The sequence below is a fragment of the Vibrio misgurnus genome (genome assembly GCF_029635775.1).
GTDB classification, from domain to species: domain Bacteria; phylum Pseudomonadota; class Gammaproteobacteria; order Enterobacterales; family Vibrionaceae; genus Vibrio; species Vibrio chanodichtyis.
The window spans coordinates 1,821,836-1,844,457 of the sequence record NZ_CP113241.1 but is presented as its reverse complement, the minus strand read 5'-3'; the positions used below and the strand labels follow the sequence as shown (position 1 = coordinate 1,844,457).

20 protein-coding genes are annotated in these 22,622 nt (G+C 47.6%); 11 read left to right on the top strand and 9 right to left on the bottom strand.

Translation table 11 applies throughout. The annotated features are described in order from the left end of the window. Positions 1-46: 46 nt before the first annotated feature. Positions 47-1,711 carry a DNA repair protein RecN gene (recN, locus tag OOK74_RS08470; protein ID WP_278182599.1) on the bottom strand — a complete coding sequence of 555 codons (1,665 nt, stop codon included), beginning with the start codon at positions 1,709-1,711 and terminating at the stop codon, positions 47-49. Positions 1,712-1,828: 117 nt separating this feature from the next. Continuing rightward, entirely contained in the window at positions 1,829-2,713 is an 885-nt protein-coding gene (gene nadK, locus OOK74_RS08465; RefSeq protein WP_166014529.1) for an NAD(+) kinase, read from the bottom strand. 145 nt (positions 2,714-2,858) lie between these two features. On the opposite strand from nadK, the gene grpE reads away from it, so the two are divergent. The 3 genes from grpE to dnaJ all read left to right on the top strand — a co-directional run bounded on the left by grpE (position 2,859) and on the right by dnaJ (position 6,951). After that, positions 2,859-3,455 (top strand): nucleotide exchange factor GrpE, encoded by a 597-nt coding sequence (gene grpE / locus OOK74_RS08460; protein WP_166014530.1) that lies wholly within the window; start codon positions 2,859-2,861, stop codon positions 3,453-3,455. Positions 3,456-3,711: 256 nt separating this feature from the next. Next, entirely contained in the window at positions 3,712-5,619 is a 1,908-nt protein-coding gene (dnaK, locus tag OOK74_RS08455) for a molecular chaperone DnaK (RefSeq protein WP_278182598.1), read from the top strand. A 195-nt stretch (positions 5,620-5,814) separates the two neighbouring features. Beyond that, positions 5,815-6,951, top strand: a complete 1,137-nt coding sequence (gene dnaJ / locus OOK74_RS08450) for a molecular chaperone DnaJ (RefSeq protein WP_278182597.1) — start codon at positions 5,815-5,817, stop codon at positions 6,949-6,951. A 109-nt stretch (positions 6,952-7,060) separates the two neighbouring features. Here the strand turns inward: dnaJ and OOK74_RS08445 are convergent, their stop codons facing one another. Beyond that, positions 7,061-7,510, bottom strand: a complete 450-nt coding sequence (locus OOK74_RS08445; protein ID WP_278182596.1) for a type IV pilin protein — start codon at positions 7,508-7,510, stop codon at positions 7,061-7,063. A gap of 96 nt (positions 7,511-7,606) precedes the next feature. Here OOK74_RS08445 and OOK74_RS08440 point away from each other — a divergent pair, with 96 nt between their 5' ends. The 6 genes from OOK74_RS08440 (at position 7,607) to tadA (ending at position 12,994) form a co-directional block, all read left to right on the top strand. Beyond that, positions 7,607-8,119 (top strand): GspH/FimT family pseudopilin, encoded by a 513-nt coding sequence (locus OOK74_RS08440; RefSeq protein ID WP_274723542.1) that lies wholly within the window; start codon positions 7,607-7,609, stop codon positions 8,117-8,119. Beyond that, complete coding sequence (locus OOK74_RS08435) at positions 8,100-8,690, top strand: pilus assembly protein PilW (protein ID WP_274723541.1); 591 nt, start codon at positions 8,100-8,102, stop codon at positions 8,688-8,690. Before OOK74_RS08440 ends, OOK74_RS08435 begins: the two co-directional genes overlap by 20 nt. After that, positions 8,687-10,036, top strand: coding sequence for a hypothetical protein (locus OOK74_RS08430; RefSeq protein ID WP_278182595.1), 1,350 nt, complete (start codon positions 8,687-8,689; stop codon positions 10,034-10,036). Before OOK74_RS08435 ends, OOK74_RS08430 begins: the two co-directional genes overlap by 4 nt. Then, positions 10,026-10,439, top strand: coding sequence for a type IV pilus modification PilV family protein (locus OOK74_RS08425; protein WP_278182594.1), 414 nt, complete (start codon positions 10,026-10,028; stop codon positions 10,437-10,439). Before OOK74_RS08430 ends, OOK74_RS08425 begins: the two co-directional genes overlap by 11 nt. 348 nt (positions 10,440-10,787) lie before the next feature. Beyond that, entirely contained in the window at positions 10,788-12,347 is a 1,560-nt protein-coding gene (locus tag OOK74_RS08420; protein WP_278182593.1) for an AbgT family transporter, read from the top strand. 134 nt (positions 12,348-12,481) lie between these two features. After that, entirely contained in the window at positions 12,482-12,994 is a 513-nt protein-coding gene (tadA, locus tag OOK74_RS08415) for a tRNA adenosine(34) deaminase TadA (RefSeq protein WP_274723537.1), read from the top strand. Positions 12,995-13,066: 72 nt separating this feature from the next. Here tadA and OOK74_RS08410 read toward each other — a convergent pair whose 3' ends face one another. Together OOK74_RS08410 and mltF are read right to left on the bottom strand one after the other, a co-directional pair. Further along, the gene (locus OOK74_RS08410) at positions 13,067-13,201 is read right to left on the bottom strand and encodes a hypothetical protein (protein WP_274723536.1); all 135 of its coding nucleotides are present in this window, start codon (positions 13,199-13,201) and stop codon (positions 13,067-13,069) included. 289 nt (positions 13,202-13,490) lie between these two features. Then, the gene (gene mltF, locus OOK74_RS08405) at positions 13,491-15,071 is read right to left on the bottom strand and encodes a membrane-bound lytic murein transglycosylase MltF (RefSeq protein ID WP_274723557.1); all 1,581 of its coding nucleotides are present in this window, start codon (positions 15,069-15,071) and stop codon (positions 13,491-13,493) included. A 106-nt stretch (positions 15,072-15,177) separates the two neighbouring features. Between mltF and OOK74_RS08400 the strand changes: the two genes are divergently transcribed. Together OOK74_RS08400 and purL are read left to right on the top strand one after the other, a co-directional pair. Continuing rightward, positions 15,178-15,384: a hypothetical protein gene (locus OOK74_RS08400; RefSeq protein WP_277208143.1), complete on the top strand. Its 207-nt coding sequence runs from the start codon at positions 15,178-15,180 to the stop codon at positions 15,382-15,384. Beyond that, entirely contained in the window at positions 15,381-19,274 is a 3,894-nt protein-coding gene (gene purL, locus OOK74_RS08395; protein WP_278182592.1) for a phosphoribosylformylglycinamidine synthase, read from the top strand. The genes OOK74_RS08400 and purL overlap by 4 nt, the downstream gene beginning before the upstream one ends. Positions 19,275-19,470: 196 nt before the next feature. Here the strand turns inward: purL and OOK74_RS08390 are convergent, their stop codons facing one another. The 4 genes from OOK74_RS08390 to tsaA form a co-directional block, all read right to left on the bottom strand. Next, positions 19,471-19,662, bottom strand: a complete 192-nt coding sequence (locus OOK74_RS08390) for a DUF4250 domain-containing protein (protein WP_274723533.1) — start codon at positions 19,660-19,662, stop codon at positions 19,471-19,473. 5 nt (positions 19,663-19,667) lie between these two features. Then, on the bottom strand, positions 19,668-19,871 hold the full coding sequence (locus OOK74_RS08385; protein ID WP_166014543.1) for a YaeP family protein: 204 nt from the start codon (positions 19,869-19,871) through the stop codon (positions 19,668-19,670). A 203-nt stretch (positions 19,872-20,074) separates the two neighbouring features. Continuing rightward, positions 20,075-21,790, bottom strand: coding sequence for a proline--tRNA ligase (locus OOK74_RS08380; RefSeq protein ID WP_278182591.1), 1,716 nt, complete (start codon positions 21,788-21,790; stop codon positions 20,075-20,077). A 98-nt stretch (positions 21,791-21,888) separates the two neighbouring features. After that, a complete protein-coding gene (gene tsaA, locus OOK74_RS08375) occupies positions 21,889-22,584 on the bottom strand; it encodes a tRNA (N6-threonylcarbamoyladenosine(37)-N6)-methyltransferase TrmO (RefSeq protein ID WP_277208167.1) in 696 nt (231 codons plus the stop codon). Between the last annotated feature and the right edge of the window lie 38 nt (positions 22,585-22,622).

Below are 22,622 nucleotides of genomic sequence, written 5' to 3'. Positions count from 1 at the left end.
GTTTGGTTGCAAAGCTGAACAAAAAGTCCGGCGATAAGTGGTGCCATTAGGCCGCGATCAGTAACTCCTTGGCATTCGCTAGGGTTGACTCGGTGATTTGACTGCCACCAAGTAGGCGTGCGAGTTCTGCAATCCGTTGCTCGTGATCCAATTTGAGCATTTGCGTTTCAGTTTTGCCAGCTTTGGTTTGTTTGGCGACAAATAGTTGGTGGTGACCACACCCTGCTACTTGCGGTAAGTGGGTCACACACAGTACTTGGGTTGATTCGCCGAGCTTGCGTAGCATTTTGCCGACCACGGCGGCGGTGGGGCCGGAAATTCCAACATCGACCTCATCGAAAATTAGGCTTGGTGTTTCTACTTTTTGCGCGGTGATCACTTGAATGGCCAGTGACATGCGTGACAGTTCGCCACCGGAAGCGACTTTAGCGATCGCTTGTAGTGGTTGTCCTGGGTTGGTGGAGACTAAGAAGGTCACGGCGTCAAAACCTAACGGTGAAGAGTGGGCATTATCTTGCTGCACTTCAATTTTGAACTGCGCTTGCTCCATACTCAATTCATGCATGCTACGACTAATCAACTTATCTAGCTCTTTTGCGTAGCGAGTGCGTGATTTATGCAGTTTGTCTGCTGCGGTAATAAACGTTTGGTATAGTGCATCGACTTCACTGATCAGCGCCGCCATTTTTTCATCCGAACAATCGAGTCGAGCAATTTGTTGCAGTAACGCTTGATGATGTTGATACAACTCTTCTGGTAGTACATGATGCTTACGTGCTAGTGACATTACTTTGGAATAGCGCTCTTCGATATAGGCCATCTGTTCGGGATCAACCTCAATCCCATCCAAATAGTGGCGCAGTTCATGGTAGGTCTCTTCGAGTTGGATTTGCGCTTCTGCCAGCATGGCAGGTAGGCCACTGAGTTTGCTGTCCATATCGGCCAAATCGGTCAATGTTTGGCTCACGGTTTGCAATAAGCTTAACGCATTGATTTCTTCACCTTCATTTAATAGCTCAATCGCGCGTTGGCAATTGAGTGCCAGATCGCCACTGTTGGTCAGCCGTTTATGCTCTTGCTCTAGCTCAATAAATTCTTGTTCGCCAAGTGCTAACTCGCTGAGTTCTTTAATTTGGTATTCTAAAAGCTGTAATTGAGCTTGATTTTGCTGGCTGTTTTCGCGCAATTGCTTGAGTTGGTTGTTGGCCTGCCGCCAATTTTGGTAGGTGTGGCGCGTGGTTTTGAGTAAATCCGCATGGCCTGCGTATTGGTCGAGCATGGTGAGTTGGTATTCGGGCTTCATCAGTTGCTGGTGTGCGTGCTGACCATGCACATTAATCAGCAATTGTCCGAGTGTTTTGAGCTGTGATAATGGCACTGGGCTGCCATTGATAAAGGCTTTTGAGCGGCCATCTTTGCTAATGATGCGGCGTAGAATGCACTCTTTGCCCTCTAATAATTCATTATCTTCTAGCCAGCGACTGGCAAGCAGGTTGTTATCGAGATGAAAAGCAGCACAGACTTCGGTTTTATCTTCACCTTGGCGCACCATGCTGGCTTCAGCGCGTCCTCCTAAGCATAAACCTAGCGCATCAATCGCAATCGATTTGCCTGCGCCGGTTTCACCGGTAATGGTGGTCATTCCTTTGGATAGTTCAAGTTGTAGCGATTTAACAATCGCGAAGTTATTGATACTCAAGTGAGCCAGCATGTTTGCACCTGTATGATTAACCAATACTGTATAAAGAAACAGTTTATACTGTTTCTTTATACAGTAAAGTCACGCAGGTGAATTTTTTTATTGATTGTCACTATCCTGTGAGCAATATCAAAACAGCTTACTCGACCAGCCGAGTTTAGTACGCAGCACATGGTAGTAGCTGTAGTCTTCAGGATGGATCAGTTTGAGTAGATTGGGACTTTGATAAATATGAATTTCATCGCCGGGAGAAACCGGAAGCGACACTTGCCCATCACAACTGACTTCTTGGATACCGCGGTTTTCCGGTGACACCACCAGTTTAATTCGGCGATTGCCATCAACCACCAAAGGGCGGCAGGAAAGGGTATGGGGAAACATTGGCACCAGTGTGATGGCATTCAGGCTTGGGGACAGGATCGGGCCACCACCGGAAAGCGAATAAGCGGTCGATCCGGTTGGCGTCGACACAATTAAACCATCGGAGCGCTGTGAAAAAGCGAAGTTATCATCAATATAAACTTCAAATTCAATCATATGTGCGATTTTGCCTGGATGTAATACCGCTTCATTTAAGGCGGCATTATGGCTTTTGATTTGGCCATGGCGATGGATCTCCGCTTCTAACAAAAAGCGGGTTTCTTGCCAATAATGACCATCAAGCACTTGCTGTAGGCGGCGTTGAAAATCTTCCGGATTGAGATCGGTTAAAAAGCCTAAATTACCGCGGTTGACGCCAATCACGGCGATATCAAAACGGGATAATACCCGCGCAGCACCGAGCATGTTGCCATCACCACCGACCACGATGGCGAGATCCGCCTGCTGACCAAGCGCAATTAAGCTCGCAAAATGTTCTGCCGGTAAATCGGGCAAAATTTCCTGTAAACGATCATCAATCAACACGGTATAACCGAGCGCGGTCAGCCAGTGATAAATGTCTTTATGCGTTTGAATCGCTTGTTGATCACGCGGTTTGCCGATGATGGCCAGCACGTTGAATGGCTTTTTCATAAGGTTTCCAACCGATTTAGGCTTGAATCAGAATTCATCGTCCCCATAATAAGGGCAAGTTGTGCTTTTATGCGAATTTTTGTGCTAGGCAATCCGGGCTGAGACAATGCCTCCTAGCCAGTATCAAGTGAATTTTGGAGATATCATGAGCAACCAAGAGATCAAAAACCAAGACGAGCAACTGCCGCAAGACGCGCTTGCAACAGATGCAGAAGTAGTAGGCACAGATGCCGATATCGACTGGAATCCTGAAGAGATGGATGAACAAGCAGCGAAAATCGCTCAATTAGAAGCGGCTTTGCTGGTGAGTGAAGAGCGAGTTAAAGAGCAACAAGATCACGCTCTGCGTGCGCGTGCTGAAGTAGAAAATATGCGTCGCCGCAGCGAGCAAGAAGTGGATAAAGCGCGTAAATTCGCACTGAGTCGTTTTGCTGAAGAGTTGCTACCGGTGATTGATAACCTTGAGCGTGCGATTCAAGCGGCAGATGGTGCGGTTGAAGCAGTGAAACCGCTGCTGGAAGGGGTTGAGCTCACCCATAAAACGTTCGTTGATACCATCGCGAAGTTTGGCTTGAAAGAGATTAATCCGCACGGTGAAACGTTTAATCCAGAGTTCCATCAAGCGATGTCAATTCAAGAAAGTGCCGAGCATGATTCAAACACGGTGATGTTTGTGATGCAAAAAGGCTATGAACTAAATGGTCGCGTGGTGCGTCCTGCGATGGTTATGGTCGCGAAATAATACTCACCATGTGCGTGAACCAGCGAAGCCAGTGGCTTCGCTTTTTTATGCCAATCACCGATTTATGCTGAAAAAGCCCATAAATCGGATTTTTTTTCATTTTTGCCCTTGAAATGGTGTTTGAAGACCTTATTTAAGGGGCATACGAGAAGCAAACAAGCCCGTTTTGGTTTGTGAGTAGGGGTTGAAACCCCATTCTCCATCCCCATATAGGGGATAGACAAATCGAACATAGAATTTTTTTGGAGATAGCCTGATGGGTAAGATCATTGGTATTGACTTAGGTACTACAAACTCATGTGTTGCGGTATTGGATGGCGATAAACCTCGCGTAATCGAAAACGCAGAGGGTGAGCGTACAACACCTTCGGTAATTGGTTATACAGATGGCGAAACGCTGGTAGGCCAACCTGCCAAACGTCAAGCGGTTACTAACCCACAAAATACGCTATTTGCTATCAAACGCCTGATCGGTCGTCGTTTTGAAGACGAAGAAGTGCAGCGCGATCTCAAAATTATGCCTTACAAAATCGTTAAGGCAGATAACGGTGATGCTTGGGTTGAAGCACGAGGCCAAAAAATGGCTGCGCCTCAAGTATCGGCTGAAATTTTGAAAAAAATGAAGAAAACCGCGGAAGATTTCCTCGGTGAACCAGTGACCGCAGCGGTTATTACTGTACCGGCTTACTTTAACGATGCGCAACGCCAAGCGACCAAAGACGCTGGCCGTATTGCGGGTCTGGAAGTGAAACGTATCATCAACGAACCAACAGCAGCAGCGCTGGCTTACGGTCTAGACAAGCAAGGCGGCGATCGCACTATCGCTGTGTATGACTTAGGTGGTGGTACATTCGATATCTCTATCATCGAAATCGATGAAGTTGAAGGCGAGAAAACTTTCGAAGTTCTGTCAACCAATGGTGACACTCACTTAGGTGGTGAAGACTTTGACAACCGCATGATCAACTATCTGGTTGACGAGTTCAAAAAAGAACAAGGCATCGACCTGCGTAACGATCCACTGGCAATGCAACGTCTGAAAGAAGCGGCAGAGAAAGCGAAGATCGAACTCTCTTCTGCACAACAAACCGATGTTAACTTGCCATACATCACCGCTGATGCAACCGGTCCTAAGCACATGAACATCAAAGTGACCCGTGCTAAATTGGAAGCGTTGGTTGAAGATCTGGTACAACGCTCACTGGATCCATTGAAAGTTGCACTGGCAGATGCTGGTCTATCTGTTAATGACATCAATGATGTGATTCTGGTTGGTGGTCAAACTCGTATGCCAATGGTTCAGAAGAAAGTTGCTGAATTCTTTGGTAAAGAGCCACGTAAAGATGTTAACCCTGATGAAGCGGTTGCCGTTGGTGCAGCAGTACAAGGCGGCGTTTTGGCTGGTGATGTGAAAGACGTTCTGCTGTTAGACGTGACTCCACTTTCACTGGGTATCGAAACCATGGGCGGTGTGATGACCAAACTCATCGAGAAAAACACCACCATCCCAACCAAAGCGAACCAAGTGTTCTCTACGGCGGAAGATAACCAAAGCGCAGTAACTATCCATGTACTGCAAGGTGAGCGTAAGCAAGCGACATACAACAAATCGCTGGGTCAATTTAACCTAGAAGGCATTAATGCTGCGCCACGTGGTATGCCACAAATCGAAGTTATTTTTGACTTGGATGCGGATGGTATTCTGCACGTTTCAGCCAAAGATAAACAAACCGGCAAAGAGCAGAAGATCACCATTCAAGCTTCTGGTGGCCTGAGCGATGCTGAAATCGAAAAAATGGTTCAAGAAGCGGAAGCCAACAAAGAAGCGGACAAAATGTTCGAAGAGTTAGCGACTGCGCGTAACCAAGCTGACCAGATGATCCACGCAACGCGTAAGCAGATCACTGAAGCAGGTGAAGCTTTGCCAGCGGATGATAAAGCCAAGATTGAAGCGGCGATCGGTGAGCTGGAAATTGCGAAAAAAGGCGAAGACAAAGCAGAAATCGATGCCAAAGTACAAGCTTTGATGGCAGCGGCACAGAAGCTGATGGAAATTGCCCAACAACAAGCTCAAGCCCAAGGTGGCAACGCGGGTCAGTCTTCAGCGCCAGAAGATGACGTGGTTGACGCTGAGTTTGAAGAAGTGAACGACGATAAGAAATAATGACGTGCTTTCGCACCCTGAGTGGGTGCGGATTCACTGACTCTTATTGAACTTTATCGCGGGCGTTTGAGGCAACTCTTACGCCCGTCTGTTTAATGAGTGTCGCTACAGATAAAGGCATCAGATCTCCCTTATCTATATCGATACCCACCGAGCGGCGTAGCCGCTGACAGTAATAAATTGGTGACTGAGAACATGTCAAAACGTGATTTTTACGAAGTACTAGGCGTAGGCCGTGACGCCTCCGAGCGTGATATTAAAAAGGCCTATAAACGCCTTGCGATGAAATACCACCCGGACCGTAACTCGGGTGATGCCGGTGCGGCGGAAAAGTTTAAAGAAGTGAAAGAAGCGTATGAAATTCTGACCGATGGCCAGAAGAAAGCCGCTTATGATCAATATGGCCATGCGGCGTTTGAACAAGGCGCTGGTGGTTTTGGCGGCGGTGGCGGCGGCGCTGATTTTGGCGATATTTTTGGTGACGTCTTTGGCGATATCTTTGGTGGCGGTCGCCGTGGCGGCGGTCCAAGAGCGCAGCGCGGCTCCGATCTACGTTACAACATGGAATTGAGCCTCGAAGAAGCGGTGCGTGGCTGCTCGAAAGAGATTGAAGTTCCGACGTTAGTGCATTGTGATACTTGTGAAGGCTCTGGCGCGAAAAAAGGCACCTCAGCTCAAACTTGTGGTACTTGTCATGGCCACGGCCAAGTGCAAATGCGCCAAGGTTTCTTTGCGGTGCAGCAAACCTGTCCAACCTGTCATGGTAAAGGCAAGATCATTAAAGAGCCTTGTCATGTTTGCCACGGTCAAGGCCGCAAACAGAAGAACAAGACTCTGAATGTGAAAATTCCGGCAGGGGTGGATACGGGTGATCGCATTCGTCTGGCGGGCGAAGGTGAAGCCGGAGAAATGGGTGCACCAGCCGGTGATTTGTACGTACAAGTGCATGTTAAAGAGCATCATATTTTTGAGCGTGATGGCAATAACTTGTACTGTGAAGTGCCGGTCAGCTTTGCGATGGCCGCGCTTGGTGGTGAAGTTGAAGTACCAACGCTCGATGGCCGTGTGAGCTTGAAAGTGCCGACTGAAACCCAAACTGGCCGTATGTTCCGTATGCGTGGCAAAGGAGTGAAAGGTGTTCGCTCGGCTGCGTTTGGCGATCTGATTGTTAAATTGGTGGTAGAAACCCCGGTTAACTTAAGTGCGCGCCAGAAAGAGCTGCTGAAAGAGTTTGAAGAGTCCTGTGGTGGCGAAGCGGCCACCAAACATAAACCGAAAGCCGAAGGCTTCTTTAATGGTGTGAAGAAGTTTTTTGATGACCTAACCAGTTAATCAACGCTTCAATCGGTAATCAAGAAAGACAAAAGACCAGCTTGCTGGTCTTTTGTGCTTTTTGACCAGAGATGTGCCACAGCTCAAACATCCTTTCAATAGACAATCATCAGTTCCAGCAGGCAATCGGAGTGGTTTCCCCTTGGTGATTAAGGGTGATCTCTTGATAAGTTTGAGCGCCACATTGATCGCTGGTTTGCCCTTTGTCTTTTTGCGGTATGGCTTTGATCGTGTAGCTCTTATCGTCAGCCAGTACTTCAATTTTATAGCGTGTTATATCCACCGCGCAGAAGGTGCCACATTGCTTATTGCCATCAACGATGCCCGCAGCGGCATCCGTATAGCCATGGTTATATTTTTCTTCTAAATAGAGTTGAATCTTGGCCATATCGGCGAGCGCCTGCTTACGATGCCCTTCTTTGACGTAGTCGGTATAAGCGGGATAAGCGATGCCCGCGAGTATTCCGACTATCACTACCGCGATCATTAATTCGATCAAGGTCATACCTTGTTGCCAGACTAACCTTGGCTTGCAGAAAAATTTTCGAATCATTTCCATTAGTTCTCTTTATCAAACAACGCCATTGTTGATAGCTGTTAGCATCTATGCAAGTTGATTCATCCTCTTCTCACAGCTTGCAAAGGATTTTGGGAAATGCATCGCGGCTTTACCTTACTTGAGCTACTGATCACCGTAGCCGTGCTTACTACACTGCTGCTGTTTGCAGCCCCCAATTTTTCGCAAATTAGCCAACAGAGCAAAATGGTTAATTTAGCCAATGAGTTACAAGGTTTTTTGATCCAAGCGAAATCAGAAGCGGTATTGAGAAATCAAAATTTGTGGGTACACATGCAAGGCTTACCTTCTGCAAGTGGTGATTGGACATTGCGCTTAGCCAGTGTAGAGGCCGCCGCTGATATTACCGAGCACACTACGTTGGCGGTATTGCAAGGTGCGCGCTATCGCAATGTGCTGGTATCGAGTTCTGGTACCTTAACGAATCTCAAATTTGATCCGGTGATGGGCAATCCTCAAACTGCCGGCAGTATGGTGCTTAAACAAACGGAATTGGATGCCAATCCGATTAAAGTGATTGTGCATAATCGGGCGGGACGTATCCGAGTCTGTGCTGACAATAAGGCAAAATATGGCTTTGAAAAATGCTAAATATCAAGGCAATAGCTTGATTGAGTTTATGATTGCCGCATTAATTGGAGTGATCGCACTTGGTATCATCGGCGGTGTTTTTTTGGCTAACCAAAAAACGGCGGCCCAGCGTAGTAAACAGATTATGCTGCAACAGCAAATGAGCGGCGTGATGCAGCAGATGAAAGAAGATATTCAGCGTGCGGGTTTTGCTGGCATAGAAACCTACTCGTTGATGCTATCTGGAGCGAGCTCGGTGCTTTACCATCAAGCGAATCAAATTGGCTATGTTTACCGATCAAGCTCAAGCTCGGTGAGCAATACCGTATATCGATTAAATAATCATATGTTGCAATATTGCCAAAATGAAACCCCGTTACCTCTAGATATTGCAAGCGTTGCGAGTGGATGTTTCGATCTTTTTATGCCGAGCCAAATTAAAGTGGTTCAATTTGATGTCAGCCATTCATTACTGCAAGGTGCTTCGGTGGATAGTGCTTTGCTTGCTATTACGATGGCGGCTGAATTAAAAAATGACCCGACTATTTCGCATACCATTGGATTAACGATTCAGCAAAGGAATTGGCAATGAGAGCTAAATATCAACAAGGTATGACGACTTTACTGATTACCTCAATCTTGTTGTCGGCAGCGTTAGTGGTGACCTTAGGTTCCTATAAAAATTTATTTTATCAAATTAAGCGTGCTCAGAATGAAGTGACGGCTCGCCAGCAACATTGGCAAGCAGAAGGTGGACTCGAATGTTTATTTACTTACGTTAAGCAAAATATATCAACCATTGATAAGCTTACTCCGATTGATCATGGTCAGCTTAATCAGATCTGTAAAGATGCCTTAAATCTTAGTCAGTTAAATATTACTGATTTCGCTGATGGTCGCTATCAAATTAATGCTAAATCCCACAATGGTTGGACGCAGTTGAGTAAAATCTTCACCATGCACAATAATAGCAGTAAAGGGGCGATTCAAACCACATCGAGGTTAACCACTTACGGCGATTTACAAGTTAATCCCGATGCAAAGGGTGGCATAAATGAAGATGGTGAATATGAGTGTGTATCGATCACTTATAAATACAGCTACACCCTGCAAGGCAGCCCCAGCGCTAAGTATCAAACCGAAGGCATCAAAGAAAATAGTTTATATGCTGGTTCACCCGCGGGGAGTTGTACGCAAAATACCATCACCGATGTGTATTTAACCGGCCATGCCTCTAAAACTAAAACGGATAATCCTGACAATTCCGATTCTGAATTAAAAGATGATTTTGTACATGATAATAAAATTGATCCATTTGAATCATTTTTTGGCTATAAAAAAACACCAGAAAATATTGCCAAGGTTAAAGATAGTTTTCCTACGGCAGGAAAAATAAATATTTCTGATAATGTTCAAGCTAAGCAATGTGGGCAATTAATTAAAAATGCCTTGGATCTTGTCGATCAAGTATGGGTGACCGGGAATTGTATTTTAACCGAATCATTTACTTTAAATAAAAAAGAAAATAACACCTTGGTGATTGAAAATGGCATGTTTGCCAATTTTGGTTCTACTGTATTAGAGGGTTCGATATTTCATTTGGTTGATAATACGCAAGAGCAGTTTTCACCAGAGAATATAGATAGTTTCTGGCAGTCGATGTTTTACGATAAAGTCGATATGGGAAATGGTCATATCGCCAATGTTCCAACCGTATTACAAGGTGCCGAACAATATATTAATAAAGATAATAAAGAAGGTAAGACTGTCTATGTTGATGCTGGCTCTTTTAAAGCAACTGGTGGGTACGGGTTTGATAGTGATGGCTTAGGCGTTTCTATCGCAGGAGCCATGGAGCTGTCATTTAACTCCAGTAAACGCCCAACCTCTGGCCTGAATAATATCCGTTGGCAACAAGGAAGTTGGTATGCGCAATAAGCAAGCAGGTTTTAACTTAATTGAAGTCATGATCTCTTTTGTGTTGATTGGCGTCGGTGCACTCGGGCTAGTCAAACTGCAAACCTATATTGAGCAGCGGGCCGATTATGCCCTGCACAGCGTCGCGGCATTAAATCTTGCCGAGCAGAAATTAGAGTGGTTTCGTACTCGTGGCTCTTCTTCTGTCAGCGCTGCGCTGCCGAGCGCTGATTTTGCTAGCAGTATTGTTGCTGGGCAGGATCTCTCACATCCGCTTTATCATTTGTCTTGGTCGGTGCCTGCCGTAGAACTGGCGGGTGAGTTAAAAAGTATTGAGATTGAAGCGCGCTGGCAAGATCGGCATGGTACCGCTCAATCGGTGACGCTGCACACCATGATTTCACAACACAGCGAATTCGACTAATCCGCCATCTCTACTCTGCTCGCCTTGTCATGAGAGCTTGAATCGATCGGCGAGATTGAGATTTCTGCCACCTTAGTTTTGCACATTGGTTGCGAAAATGTATCTATTGTTTTCTCTGTAATGTTTGCTATCCGTGTCTTTATTTTTGCTTTTTTGCAAAATATGTCTCTAACTATGTAAAAAAATAACGAATCCTGTGCTTTAAGTTAGCGGTTTCTATACAATGTCGGACGAAAAATTACCGTTTCACGGTGACGGATTGATCTCCTGCACACGGAAACTTGAAACGGCAACAGAAGGTCGAATAAGTAGGGCCTCACGCAGCAACATCACATTACGGAATTTACTATGAGTAACCACACTACCAACCAAGCGACATCCACTAAAGTGAGTGGCATGGATCGCTTTTTAAACTTTATTGAACGGGCGGGAAACAAAATCCCTGATCCGGCAATTCTTTTCTTTTGGGCTTTGATCATCATTTGGGTCTCTTCAGCGCTGCTGTCGAACCTGAGCTTTGATTTAATTAACCCACGTACCGGTCAAGCACTCGAAATCAACAATTTACTTACCGGTGAATCTCTGGCGCACTTTCTTGCCAATATGGTGACTACCTTTACCAGTTTTGCGCCGCTTGGCATTGTATTAGTGGCGATGCTTGGGGTCGGTGTGGCGGACTCTTCTGGGTTTATTACCACTGGCCTGAAGAAAATGCTCAATGTTACGCCGTTAAAACTGCTAACCCCAATGCTGATTTTGGTGGCGATTGTGTCGCATACCGCGGCGGATGCGGGTTATGTACTGGTTATTCCATTAGGCGGGATTATCTTCCATGCGGCGGGTCGTCATCCGTTGGCGGGGATTGCTGCGGCTTTTGCTGGGGTTTCAGGCGGCTTCTCGGCTAACTTTATTCCATCTGGAATTGATCCTCTGCTGGCCGGTTTTACCCAAACTGCAGCGCAAGTGTTGGATCAGTCTTACCAAGTTAACCCATTGGCGAATATCTATTTCACGGGTCTTTCATCGATCATCATTGTCGCGATTGGTTGGTATGTTACCGATAAAGTGATTGAGCCACGTTTAGCGGCAACCAAAGTCGATGAGGACGCTGAATCCGCTCCGGATCTTGGCTCTTTTACGCCAATTGAATCTAAAGCGTTCCGCTACGCAGGTTGGGCGATGGTTGCCGGTCTTGCGCTGTTGGTGGCTGCGGTATGGCCTGAAAATTCAGCTCTGCGTTCACCAGACGGTCAAATCACCGCGTTCAGTGCGCCGATTATGAAATCAATTGTGCCACTGATTTTTATCCTATTTATCATTCCTGGTATCGTTTACGGCCGCGTGGCTGGCACGTTTAAAAACAGCAATGATGTGATTAAAGCCATGTCTGGCACCATGTCGACCATGGGCGCTTATATTGTGATGTCGTTTTTCTGTGCGCAGTTCCTTTCGGCATTCGGTCAATCGAACATTGGTACTATGCTTGCCCTGTATGGTGCGGAAGGCTTAAAAGCGATGAACTTGCCAGGTCAAGCGACGATTGTCGGGATGATTTTACTGACCGCAATGGTCAACTTGTTGGTGGGCTCTGCCTCTGCGAAATGGGCTCTGATTGGTCCAATCCTTGTGCCTATGTTGATGGCGGTTGGCATCTCTCCTGAGCTTTCTCAAGCAGCGTACCGCGTGGGCGATTCTGTATCTAACATCATTTCACCTTTGATGGTGTTCTTCCCACTGGTGGTGGTGTACTGCCAACGCTATGTGAAATCGACCGGTATTGGTACTTTGGCTTCGATCATGATGCCTTACTCAATTGCGATGCTGATTGGTTGGTCATTGTTCCTGCTTGCTTACTGGGCGGTTGGTATTCCTCTTGGTATCCAAGCGCCTTACACTTACACCATGTAAGCTACAGCATGTAAGCGCGAAATATTCTCTAAGCCAAGCCCACTCAATTGAGTGGGCTTTTTGCTACGCTGGCTTTCGTTTTGTCAGCAATCTCAGCTAGAATCAGCGTTTTCAATTCACGCCGGAGTAGGTTTGTGTCCGAGTCACTATTTTCTGCTCAAGATGAACAATTTATGCGTCGAGCTATCGCATTAGCCGAACATGCCGAGCAACAGGGTGAAGTTCCGGTTGGGGCAGTATTAGTGCGTGATGGTGAGATTATTGCAGAAGGTTGGAACGGTTCGATTACGCAGCATGATGCGACAGCACACGCTGAAATTGATGCGATCCGCAAAGCAGGAGTGGTGCTCAATAACTATCGACTGCTCGATACCACCTTATATGTCACGCTAGAACCTTGCCCAATGTGTGCCGGAGCCTTATTACATAGCCGAGTGAAACGGGTGGTGTATGGTGCACCGGATTTGAAAGCGGGAGCGGCGGGGACGGTGATGGATCTGTTTAGCAGCCAAGCGGCATACCATTATGCGACGGTTGAAAAGGGACTGCTGGAGTCAGAATGTCGCGCTCAGTTGCAAGCTTTTTTCCAGCGTCGCCGTAAAGAGATCAAAAGCCAACGTAAGGCGCAAAGGTCATTGGAGCTGTGAATCTTTGGCAAACATCGAGTGATGTTTGCCATACGAGCTATTAAGTTTTAAGAATATTACTTTTCGAGCACATTACGCTTCGATCAGTTGTACGAAAGCGCGGTGACGAGCCAGCAGTTTTTTCTTGCTGTTGGCTAACATACGGCGGCGACGATTGGCTGATACGGTTTTGTTCAGGAGTTTTGTTTGACGTTTACGTCGCAACATAAAACACCCTCCTACTGCTTACTGAGATAAAAAACCAACCCCTTAGGGGGTGGAACCTACAATCCGTGTGTACCCTTCCTACTTTAAGCTGCAATGGTGTTGGCTAGGTTCGTTCACTCCAATCACATAGTTTGTCTATGCTCATGAGGACTTACTCACTTGCCGCCTACCTGCAACCCCAAGTTGTTTAGGTGTATTATCACGCGTGAATGTTACTTATTTTTGACTATAGGCAATCAATCGCATTCACGCCTTGATTTAGCGATTTTCTTAGCAAAAAATCAACGAGCTATTTTTGCTTTTCATCAGCCGATGATAAATCGCGGTTACGATTACCGATGGATTCCGCTTCGAGTTTAACCACTTCTTCATCAAGCTCATCATTGCTGGTATCTTGATTAAGTAAAGTTTCATCAAATTCAATGACTGCCAGATCTTCGATGCTTTCATCACCGACCGCGACTTGATGCTGTTCAAGATGGCCAATAATGCTTTGATAGTAACGTCGAATGTTTTCCACATAGCTACGCGCTTCTTCCCCCCGGGCATAGCCATAACGTGTTTGGGTGAAATATTTCTTCTGTTGTAACTGGGGGAGACGATCTTTGACGTCGACCCATGAATCAGGATCGCCATTTTGACTCTTGGTTAAACGCCGCGCATCCATCATATGGCCATAGCCGATATTGTAAGAGGCGAGTGCAAACCAAATTTTTTCATGTTCAGAAATCGAATCAGGCACGCGCACCATCATTCGCCGCAGATATTCAACTCCACCACGAATCGATTGTTCAGGATCGAGGCGATCGCTAACACCGACACTGCGTGCGGTGGGTAGGGTTAACATCATTAAGCCGCGCACCCCAGTCGGTGATTTTGCATACGGATTCCAGTGTGATTCTTGATACGCTAATGCTGCGACTAAGCGCCAATCAAACTCAGCTGAGTATTGTTGGAATATCGGCATCCATCTCGGTAATCGGCTGTCAAGGGCACGAATAAAGGCGCGCGTATCGACATAATCAAAGGCACCGACATGGCCGATGTATTTTTCTTCCAATGAAGCAAGATAACCAGACTGTTTTAAATTACCAAAAAACTCAATCATCAAAGCATACAGACTTTCATCATCCGACCGACGTAAAAACCATGAGATAGGTTGATCTTCGGTCAGCTCAAATGCCGCGGCTAAATCAGGGTAGACTCGCTGTGACAGAGACACTTCGACCGAATCAGCCATGGTAAACAGCAATTCACCTTGTGATACTTTTTTCAGCAGATCATTCACATCGGAATTGGTATCAACATCAAATTGAAACTCTGGGTGCAGTTGCTGCTTGGCTTGCAAGGTGTATTCAAAATGTGAGTCATCCACCACGCTGAAAAAATCCAATTCAAGATTATCTTTGCGCAATGTTTGTTGGCGTTCGACCAACTGTCTGAAGTCGCGAGGTCGCCATGCGCCTTTTTTATAGACGACCTGCTGCGACACATAGTAATAGGCGGGACCAGCCCGAAAATCTTTTAACCTCTGCTCGGTTTGGCTTAATCCAGCGGCAATAATATCCACTTCTCCATTTTTCAGCGCTGGAAACAGGCTAGCAAGGCGATAGGCTGGCTTCATTTCCAGTTTTACCCCCAGCTCTTTAGCAAATTCGCGAGCTAACTCGTAATCCAATCCGGTTGGGCCATCGGGACCAATGTAGTAGGAGAGCGGATTATTCAGTGTGCCGACCCGTAATACTCCGCGCTCACGGATTTTTTCTAGCTCGCTTTTCGGCTCGGAATCAATTTGGCAGCCGAGCAGCACTAGGCTCAATAAGCCTAGCCAGAGTGCGCGAATGGGGAGTTTATAGGCAAAAGGAGTCATCAATTTGGGTTTTCTCTCATCAAGACAGATGTCTTTATATCAAAGGCGCTGGTTTTGGCAAAGTCCTCACTGAATAGCCTGTCATTTAGCTCGAAGATTTGTGCAAATGGGCCGTAACTCAAAATTAACGAAAAAAATGACGCAAACGGTTGCTTTTGGTGTTACGTCACAAAAAGAATTGCTCTATAATGCGCAGCCATTAGCTGAGGTGAAATCGGCATACATTGGTTGTTTACAGTTTAATTTGCTGTATTTAAAAGAGTTTATGCCAATTACACCTCAATCAATTGGACATAGAGACCTAAGCACATGAGAATTTTGCGTGGCTCCCCAGCTCTTTCAGAGTTTCGTGTTAACAAGCTCCTTACTGCGTGTCATCAACAACACCTACCGGTAACGGGTATTTATGCTGAGTTTATGCATTTTGCCGATCTTAATGCCGAGCTTAATCAGCAAGAGTTGGCAAAGCTCGAACAACTGCTCACTTACGGTCCAACCATTCAAGAACATCAGCCACAAGGCCTACTGCTGCTGGTGACACCGCGTCCGGGTACCATTTCTCCTTGGTCTTCGAAAGCCACCGATATCGCGCATAACTGTGGGTTAAGTACCATTAAGCGCTTAGAGCGCGGTACGGCTTATTATGTGGAGACAGAAGCGCCACTGACGGATGCGCAAGTCCTGACTCTTAAAGCGCTGCTGCACGATCGTATGATGGAAGTGGTGTTCGCAGAACTCACCGATGCGCAGCAACTGTTTAGTGTTGCACAACCGACCCCAATGAGTCAGGTCGATGTGTTGGCCGGTGGTCGTCGTGCGCTTGAAGAGGCAAACGTTTCCCTTGGTCTGGCATTGGCGGAAGATGAAATCGACTATTTGGTCGCGAGTTTTACCAAGCTTGGCCGCAATCCTAATGACATCGAATTGATGATGTTTGCGCAAGCGAACTCTGAGCACTGCCGTCATAAAATTTTCAATGCAGATTGGACGATTGATGGTGCGGTGCAAGATAAATCACTGTTCAAGATGATCAAAAACACCTTTGAGCAGACGCCGGATCACGTACTGTCCGCCTATAAAGATAATGCCGCGGTGATGACAGGCTCGACCGTGGGCCGTTTCTTCCCGGATCCGGATAGTCGTAAATATACCTATCATCATGAAGATGCGCATATTTTGATGAAGGTGGAAACTCATAACCACCCAACCGCGATTTCGCCTTGGCCGGGCGCTTCAACCGGTTCGGGCGGTGAGATCCGTGATGAAGGTGCTACCGGGATTGGCGGTAAACCTAAAGCAGGTTTAGTCGGCTTTACTACCTCAAACTTACGAATCCCAGGTTTCGAGCAGCCATGGGAAAGCGATTTTGGTAAACCAAGTCGCATCGTCAATGCGCTGGATATCATGCTGGAAGGCCCACTCGGTGGTGCGGCGTTCAATAACGAATTTGGTCGTCCAAATCTGCTCGGTTATTTCCGAACTTATGAAGAAAAAGTGACTTCACACGCCGGTGAAGAGGTGCGTGGTTATCACAAGCCGATCATGATTGCTGGTGGTATGGGCAACATTCGCGCCGAGCATGTTCAGAAAAAAGAGATCCCGGTCGGCGCTAAACTGATCGTACTTGGTGGTCCTGCGATGAACATTGGTCTTGGCGGCGGCGCAGCTTCGTCAATGGCCTCTGGCCAATCTGCAGAAGATTTGGATTTTGCTTCGGTACAGCGTGAAAACCCAGAGATGGAGCGCCGTTGTCAGGAAGTGATCGACCGCTGCTGGCAATTGGGTGAACAAAACCCAATCGCCTTTATCCATGATGTGGGTGCCGGTGGTATTTCTAACGCGCTGCCTGAATTGGTCAATGATGGCGATCGTGGTGGCAAATTCCAACTGCGCAGTGTACCGAATGATGAGCCGGGCATGAGCCCGTTAGAAATCTGGTGTAATGAATCGCAAGAGCGCTATGTGTTGGCGGTAGCGGCACAAGATATGCCGCGTTTTGAGGCGATTTGTCAGCGTGAACGTGCGCCTTATGCGGTCGTCGGTGAAGCCACTGCAGAGCGTCACTTGACGCTAGAAGATAGTCATTTTGACAACACACCAATCGATATGCCGATGGAAATCTTGCTTGGCAAAGCCCCTAAGATGCATCGCGAAGCGAATTCACTGAAAGTGGCGAGTCCAGCGTTAGATCGCTCAGGGATTGAACTTAACCAAGCACTGGATCGCGTATTGCGTTTACCGGCCGTGGCTGAAAAAACGTTCTTGATCACCATTGGTGATCGCTCAGTAACCGGCCTCGTAGCGCGTGATCAAATGGTTGGCCCATGGCAAGTTCCGGTCGCCAACTGCGCGGTAACCGCTGCAAGTTTTGATTCTTATCACGGTGAAGCGATGTCGATGGGGGAGCGTACCCCAGTGGCATTGTTAGATTTCGGTGCATCAGCACGTTTAGCGGTAGGCGAAGCGATCACTAACATTGCTGCCACCGATATTGGTGACCTTAAGCGCATTAAACTCTCGGCTAACTGGATGTCTCCAGCCGGTCATCCGGGCGAAGATGCTGGTCTTTATGAAGCGGTAAAAGCGATTGGCGAAGAGCTATGCCCAGCGCTGGGGATCACGATCCCAGTTGGCAAAGATTCGATGTCGATGAAAACCAAGTGGCAAGAAAATGGCGAGCAGAAAGAAGTGACTTCGCCGCTATCGCTGATCATCACCGCTTTTGCGCGGGTTGAAGACATTCGTAACACGGTCACACCACAACTGCGCACCGATCTTGGTGATAGCAGCTTAGTGTTGATTGATTTAGGTAACGGCCAGAATCGGCTTGGTGCCACCGCATTGGCGCAAGTGTACAAGCAATTGGGTGATAAACCGGCTGACGTGGATAACCCAGCCCAGCTCAAAGCCTTCTTTGATGCGCTGCAAGCTTTAGTGCGTGACGACAAGCTGGTGGCTTATCACGACAAAGGCGACGGCGGTTTATTGGTGACGCTGGCAGAAATGGCTTTTGCGGGTCACTGTGGCATCAAAGCCAATATTGAGAGCTTAGGCGATGATGCGCTGGCGGCACTGTTCAATGAAGAGTTGGGTGCTGTGCTGCAGGTAAAAAATACTGAACTGGATATCGTATTTGCTACGTTATCGGCACATGGTTTGGCGACCTGCTCACACGTGATTGGTGAAGTAGAAGCGACCGATCGCTTGCTGATCACCCGTGGTGAGCAAGTGTTGATGGAGCGTTCTCGTACTGAACTGCGTACCATCTGGGCGGAAATGACCCATAAGATGCAGGCATTGCGTGATAATTCCGCCTGTGCGGATCAAGAGTTTGCCGCCAAACAAGATAACCGTGACCCAGGTTTGAGCGCCAAGCTAAGCTACGATGTGCAAGCCGATATAGCGGCACCTTACATCGGCAAAGGTGCCCGTCCGAAGATGGCGATTTTGCGTGAGCAAGGTGTCAACTCGCATGTGGAAATGGCGGCCGCCTTTGATCGCGCAGGTTTTTATGCGGTCGATATCCATATGAGCGATATTTTAACCGGACAAACCGTGCTCGATGCTTATCAAGGTTTAGTCGCGTGTGGTGGTTTCTCTTACGGTGATGTTCTGGGCGCGGGCGAAGGATGGGCAAAATCAATCCTGTTTAATCCGCAAGCGCGTGAGCAGTTTGAGCAGTTCTTCCAGCGTAAAGATAGCTTTTCACTCGGGGTGTGTAATGGCTGTCAGATGCTGTCTAACCTGCGTGATTTGATCCCAGGTGCTGAGCTGTGGCCACGTTTTGTGCGCAATGAATCTGAGCGGTTTGAAGCGCGCTTTAGCTTAGTCGAAGTGCAAAAATCACCGTCGCTATTCTTTAGTGAAATGGCCGGTTCAAGAATGCCGATTGCAGTATCTCACGGTGAAGGGCGTGTTGAAGTGCGCAATGAGCAGCATTTGGCGGCGCTGGAGCAATCTGGCACTGTGGCTGTGCGTTTCGTGGATAACTTTGGTCAGCCAACTCAAGCTTACCCAAGTAACCCGAACGGTTCACCTAATGCGATCACCGGCTTAACCACTCAAGATGGTCGAGTGACGATCATGATGCCGCACCCTGAGCGTGTTTTCCGTACTGTAGCCAACTCATGGCACCCAGATAATTGGGGTGAGAACGGCGCTTGGATGCGGATGTTCCAAAATGCCCGTAAATACCTTGGTTAAAGGTTAATGTGAGTTAACCTTAAGCTAACGACCAACCAAAAGCGCAGAGAGAAATCTCTGCGCTTTTTTGTATAGAGAAAACCCCCAGCTAGGCTAGGGGGCTGCTAATTTGCTGCGCACCGCTTTGATTAAGGGCGCTTGGCTATGACCTTGGGTGCTTTACTATGACCCTCGGCGCTTAGCTATGATCATTGATTTAGCGAAATTGGCCGACTGGCGCTAAAAACTCAAAGCCTGCACTGGCTAATTTAGCTTCTAACGCGCTGCGATCAATATCGAAATAGTTGACCAGTTTGTCTAAATCGCCAGCAAAATCGTCACGCAGTTTCATGTTCACGATGCTCATCAGCATGATCGGATCCATGGTGGCAAAGTTGGCTAAATTCATGGGGATTAATCCTCAAAATCGGAAATCAGTAAATTGGCCGCGGCAAACGCGGCTTTTTGTCTGGTTTCGAGCGGTAAAGCGGGATCGGCGGCGATCTCGTTTAATGTGCGCAGCGCACAACTGATCGCTTTAGGAATGTAGCCTTGATCGCCACTGCCAATTTGCGCGTAAAGCTCGCGTACTAATTCACAACAATCGTAAACTTGCATTGGGTTGTCCTCAAATGATAACTGCTCTCAATATACACAGAGCGGGTGGAAATACCAAACTTGCCACTTGCGCAAACGCAAACTCATCGCTCATTTGAACAATGATTATCCGGCGATCAGCTCTGGGCTGGCATAAGTAATAAAAAGGCCGCCCGAGAGCGACCTGATGAGTTGATTGAGCGCGATGTTGATCGTGCCGGTGATTAGGCGATCTGAGCTTGGATAAACTCGTGGATCGACGCCATCGCCACCGCTTGTTTTTCACCACTACGACGATGTTTATATTCGAAGTGGCCTTCATCCATGCTGCGCTCACCAATGATGATGGTGTGTGGCACGCCGATCAGTTCCATATCGGAGAACATAACCCCTGGGCGTTCTTTACGATCATCAAACAGCACTTCAATACCCGCAGCGGTTAATTCTGTGTACAGTGTTTCAGCCGCTTGTTGCACGCGCTCAGATTTGTGCATGTTCATCGGTACAATCGCGACTTGGAAAGGCGCAAGCGCATCAGGCCAGATGATGCCGTAATCATCATGGTTCTGCTCGATAGCCGCAGCCACCACCCGAGAAACACCGATCCCGTAACAACCCATCTCCAAAATGGTGTTTTTACCATTTGAGTCAAGTACGCCACAGTTCATTTTGGCTGAGTAGTTCGTGCCCAATTGGAAGATGTGGCCCACTTCAATACCACGTTTAAGCATCAGAGTACCTTTGCCACATGGGCTTGGATCGCCTTCTACTACGTTACGCAGATCTTCCACTTGGCCGAGTTCAACGTCACGACCCCAGTTGATACCGAAGTAGTGTTTACCGTCGATATTGGCGCCAGCGCCGAAATCGCTCATCACCGCAACAGTACGGTCAACAATGAATGGCAGTTTCAGACCAACAGGGCCTAATGAACCAGGGCCTGCACCGATCAGAGCACGGATCTCTTCTTCGCTGGCCATTTCCAGCGGTGAGGCCACTTGCGCCAGTTTCTCGGCTTTGATTTCGTTCAGTTCATGGTCACCACGGATGAGCAGCGCAACGATAGGCGCATCGATTTCATCTGAGGCTTTAACAAACAGGGTTTTCACGGTTTTTTCGATAGGCAGACCATGCTGCTCAACCAATTCTGCGATGGTTTTTGCGTTAGGTGTATCCACTAACGTCATCGCTTGCGCAGGCGCTGGGCGCTCAATCGCCGGTGCCACCGCTTCGGCTTTTTCGATGTTGGCCGCGTAATCGGATTCGGTTGAGAAGGCAATCAGATCTTCGCCACTTTCCGCCAATACGTGGAACTCGTGTGAGCCGTTACCACCGATCGCGCCGGTATCTGCTAGCACTGGGCGGTAATCGAGGCCCATACGGTCAAACGCTTTACAATACGCAACGTGCATGGCTTCGTAGGATTTTTCTAGGCCCGCCTTGTCGATATCAAAGCTGTACGCATCCATCATGCAGAATTCACGGGCGCGCATCACCCCAAAACGTGGGCGGCGTTCATCACGGAATTTGGTTTGGATTTGGTACAAGTTCAGTGGCAGTTGCTTGTACGAGCTTACTTCATTACGCACCAGCGCGGTGATCACTTCTTCCGCGGTTGGGCTTAATACAAACGGACGCTCATGGCGGTCAGTAAAGCGCAGTAACTCAGGGCCCATTTTTTCAGAGCGACCTGTTTCTTCCCACAACTCAAACGGCTGCACCACCGGCATCAAGGTTTCGATAGCACCGGCATTATCGATCTCTTGGCGAACGATGTTTTCGACTTTACGCAGCACACGCAGACCCGTAGGCAGCCAAGTATAAAGACCTGAAGCCAGCTTACGGATCATACCTGCACGGAGCATGAGCTTGTGGCTCACAACTTCTGCGTCGTTTGGAGTCTCCTTCAGAGTGGAAAGAAGATAGTTACTGGTACGCATTCTATGGTATCCGTTTTATCAAAGTTTAAGGAATCGCCTTAACAGGAGTCAGCTATAAAGCGAATTTGGGCGCTAATAATATCAGCCAAATGGTTTTGTCAAAAGGGTTCAATTGCACTGACTACGATTGCTTGATTGCTCACGCTGAATTTCACGTTCCAATCGTACAAATTCACTGCATATAACTTGTCGTCAGCATGATTTTTTTTGTAAGCCGGGCGCGGATCTTGCGCCAGCACTTGATGGATCACCGCGCGGCGCTGTTCTCCGGCTGCATGAGTGTTGAGTACGTGCTCGGCGGATGGGCTAAAGCTGACTGGTAGACAGACAGGTGCTTGATCGGCGTAACCGCCTTGTGCGTCAGGGATCGCATCGGAGTAGGGAATATAAGGTTTGATATCAATAATCGGCGTGCCATTGACCAAATCGACGCTGCCAAGTTCGAGATAATACTGATCACCTTGTTTACTCACCCCATGTAGCTCAACCGCGGACATGCCGATGCCATTCGGGCGAAACGTAGCACGGGAGGCGAAAACTCCCAAGCGCTGATTGCCGCCAAGGCGAGGCGGGCGCACGGTCGGTTTCCAACCGGCGGCGAGGTTTTGGTCAAACAAAAACAGCAGCCATAGATGACTAAATTGTTCAATCCCACGGATCGCCTCTGCGCAGTTGGCTTCACCGAGCAGTTTAACTCTCGCCCTAGCACTCGGCACTAAACGAGGTTGACGAGGGACGGCAAACTTCTCTTGGTATGGGCTTTCAATAATGGCAATTGGGGCAATCGAATACATATTGTGATGATAAGTCGGCGCGAATAAGCGAAAAATAG

Bases quoted from the DNA above. Each gene is read 5' to 3' on its own strand.
- recN (WP_278182599.1), bottom strand. From the start codon at position 1,711: ATGCTGGCTCACTTGAGTATCAATAACTTCGCGATTGTTAAATCGCTA.
- nadK (WP_166014529.1), bottom strand. From the start codon at position 2,713: ATGAAAAAGCCATTCAACGTGCTGGCCATCATCGGCAAACCGCGTGAT.
- grpE (WP_166014530.1), top strand. From the start codon at position 2,859: ATGAGCAACCAAGAGATCAAAAACCAAGACGAGCAACTGCCGCAAGAC.
- dnaK (WP_278182598.1), top strand. From the start codon at position 3,712: ATGGGTAAGATCATTGGTATTGACTTAGGTACTACAAACTCATGTGTT.
- dnaJ (WP_278182597.1), top strand. From the start codon at position 5,815: ATGTCAAAACGTGATTTTTACGAAGTACTAGGCGTAGGCCGTGACGCC.
- OOK74_RS08445 (WP_278182596.1), bottom strand. From the start codon at position 7,510: ATGGAAATGATTCGAAAATTTTTCTGCAAGCCAAGGTTAGTCTGGCAA.
- OOK74_RS08440 (WP_274723542.1), top strand. From the start codon at position 7,607: ATGCATCGCGGCTTTACCTTACTTGAGCTACTGATCACCGTAGCCGTG.
- OOK74_RS08435 (WP_274723541.1), top strand. From the start codon at position 8,100: ATGGCTTTGAAAAATGCTAAATATCAAGGCAATAGCTTGATTGAGTTT.
- OOK74_RS08430 (WP_278182595.1), top strand. From the start codon at position 8,687: ATGAGAGCTAAATATCAACAAGGTATGACGACTTTACTGATTACCTCA.
- OOK74_RS08425 (WP_278182594.1), top strand. From the start codon at position 10,026: ATGCGCAATAAGCAAGCAGGTTTTAACTTAATTGAAGTCATGATCTCT.
- OOK74_RS08420 (WP_278182593.1), top strand. From the start codon at position 10,788: ATGAGTAACCACACTACCAACCAAGCGACATCCACTAAAGTGAGTGGC.
- OOK74_RS08410 (WP_274723536.1), bottom strand. From the start codon at position 13,201: ATGTTGCGACGTAAACGTCAAACAAAACTCCTGAACAAAACCGTATCA.
- mltF (WP_274723557.1), bottom strand. From the start codon at position 15,071: ATGACTCCTTTTGCCTATAAACTCCCCATTCGCGCACTCTGGCTAGGC.
- OOK74_RS08400 (WP_277208143.1), top strand. From the start codon at position 15,178: ATGGGCCGTAACTCAAAATTAACGAAAAAAATGACGCAAACGGTTGCT.
- purL (WP_278182592.1), top strand. From the start codon at position 15,381: ATGAGAATTTTGCGTGGCTCCCCAGCTCTTTCAGAGTTTCGTGTTAAC.
- OOK74_RS08390 (WP_274723533.1), bottom strand. From the start codon at position 19,662: ATGAATTTAGCCAACTTTGCCACCATGGATCCGATCATGCTGATGAGC.
- OOK74_RS08385 (WP_166014543.1), bottom strand. From the start codon at position 19,871: ATGCAAGTTTACGATTGTTGTGAATTAGTACGCGAGCTTTACGCGCAA.
- OOK74_RS08380 (WP_278182591.1), bottom strand. From the start codon at position 21,790: ATGCGTACCAGTAACTATCTTCTTTCCACTCTGAAGGAGACTCCAAAC.
- tsaA (WP_277208167.1), bottom strand. From the start codon at position 22,584: ATGTATTCGATTGCCCCAATTGCCATTATTGAAAGCCCATACCAAGAG.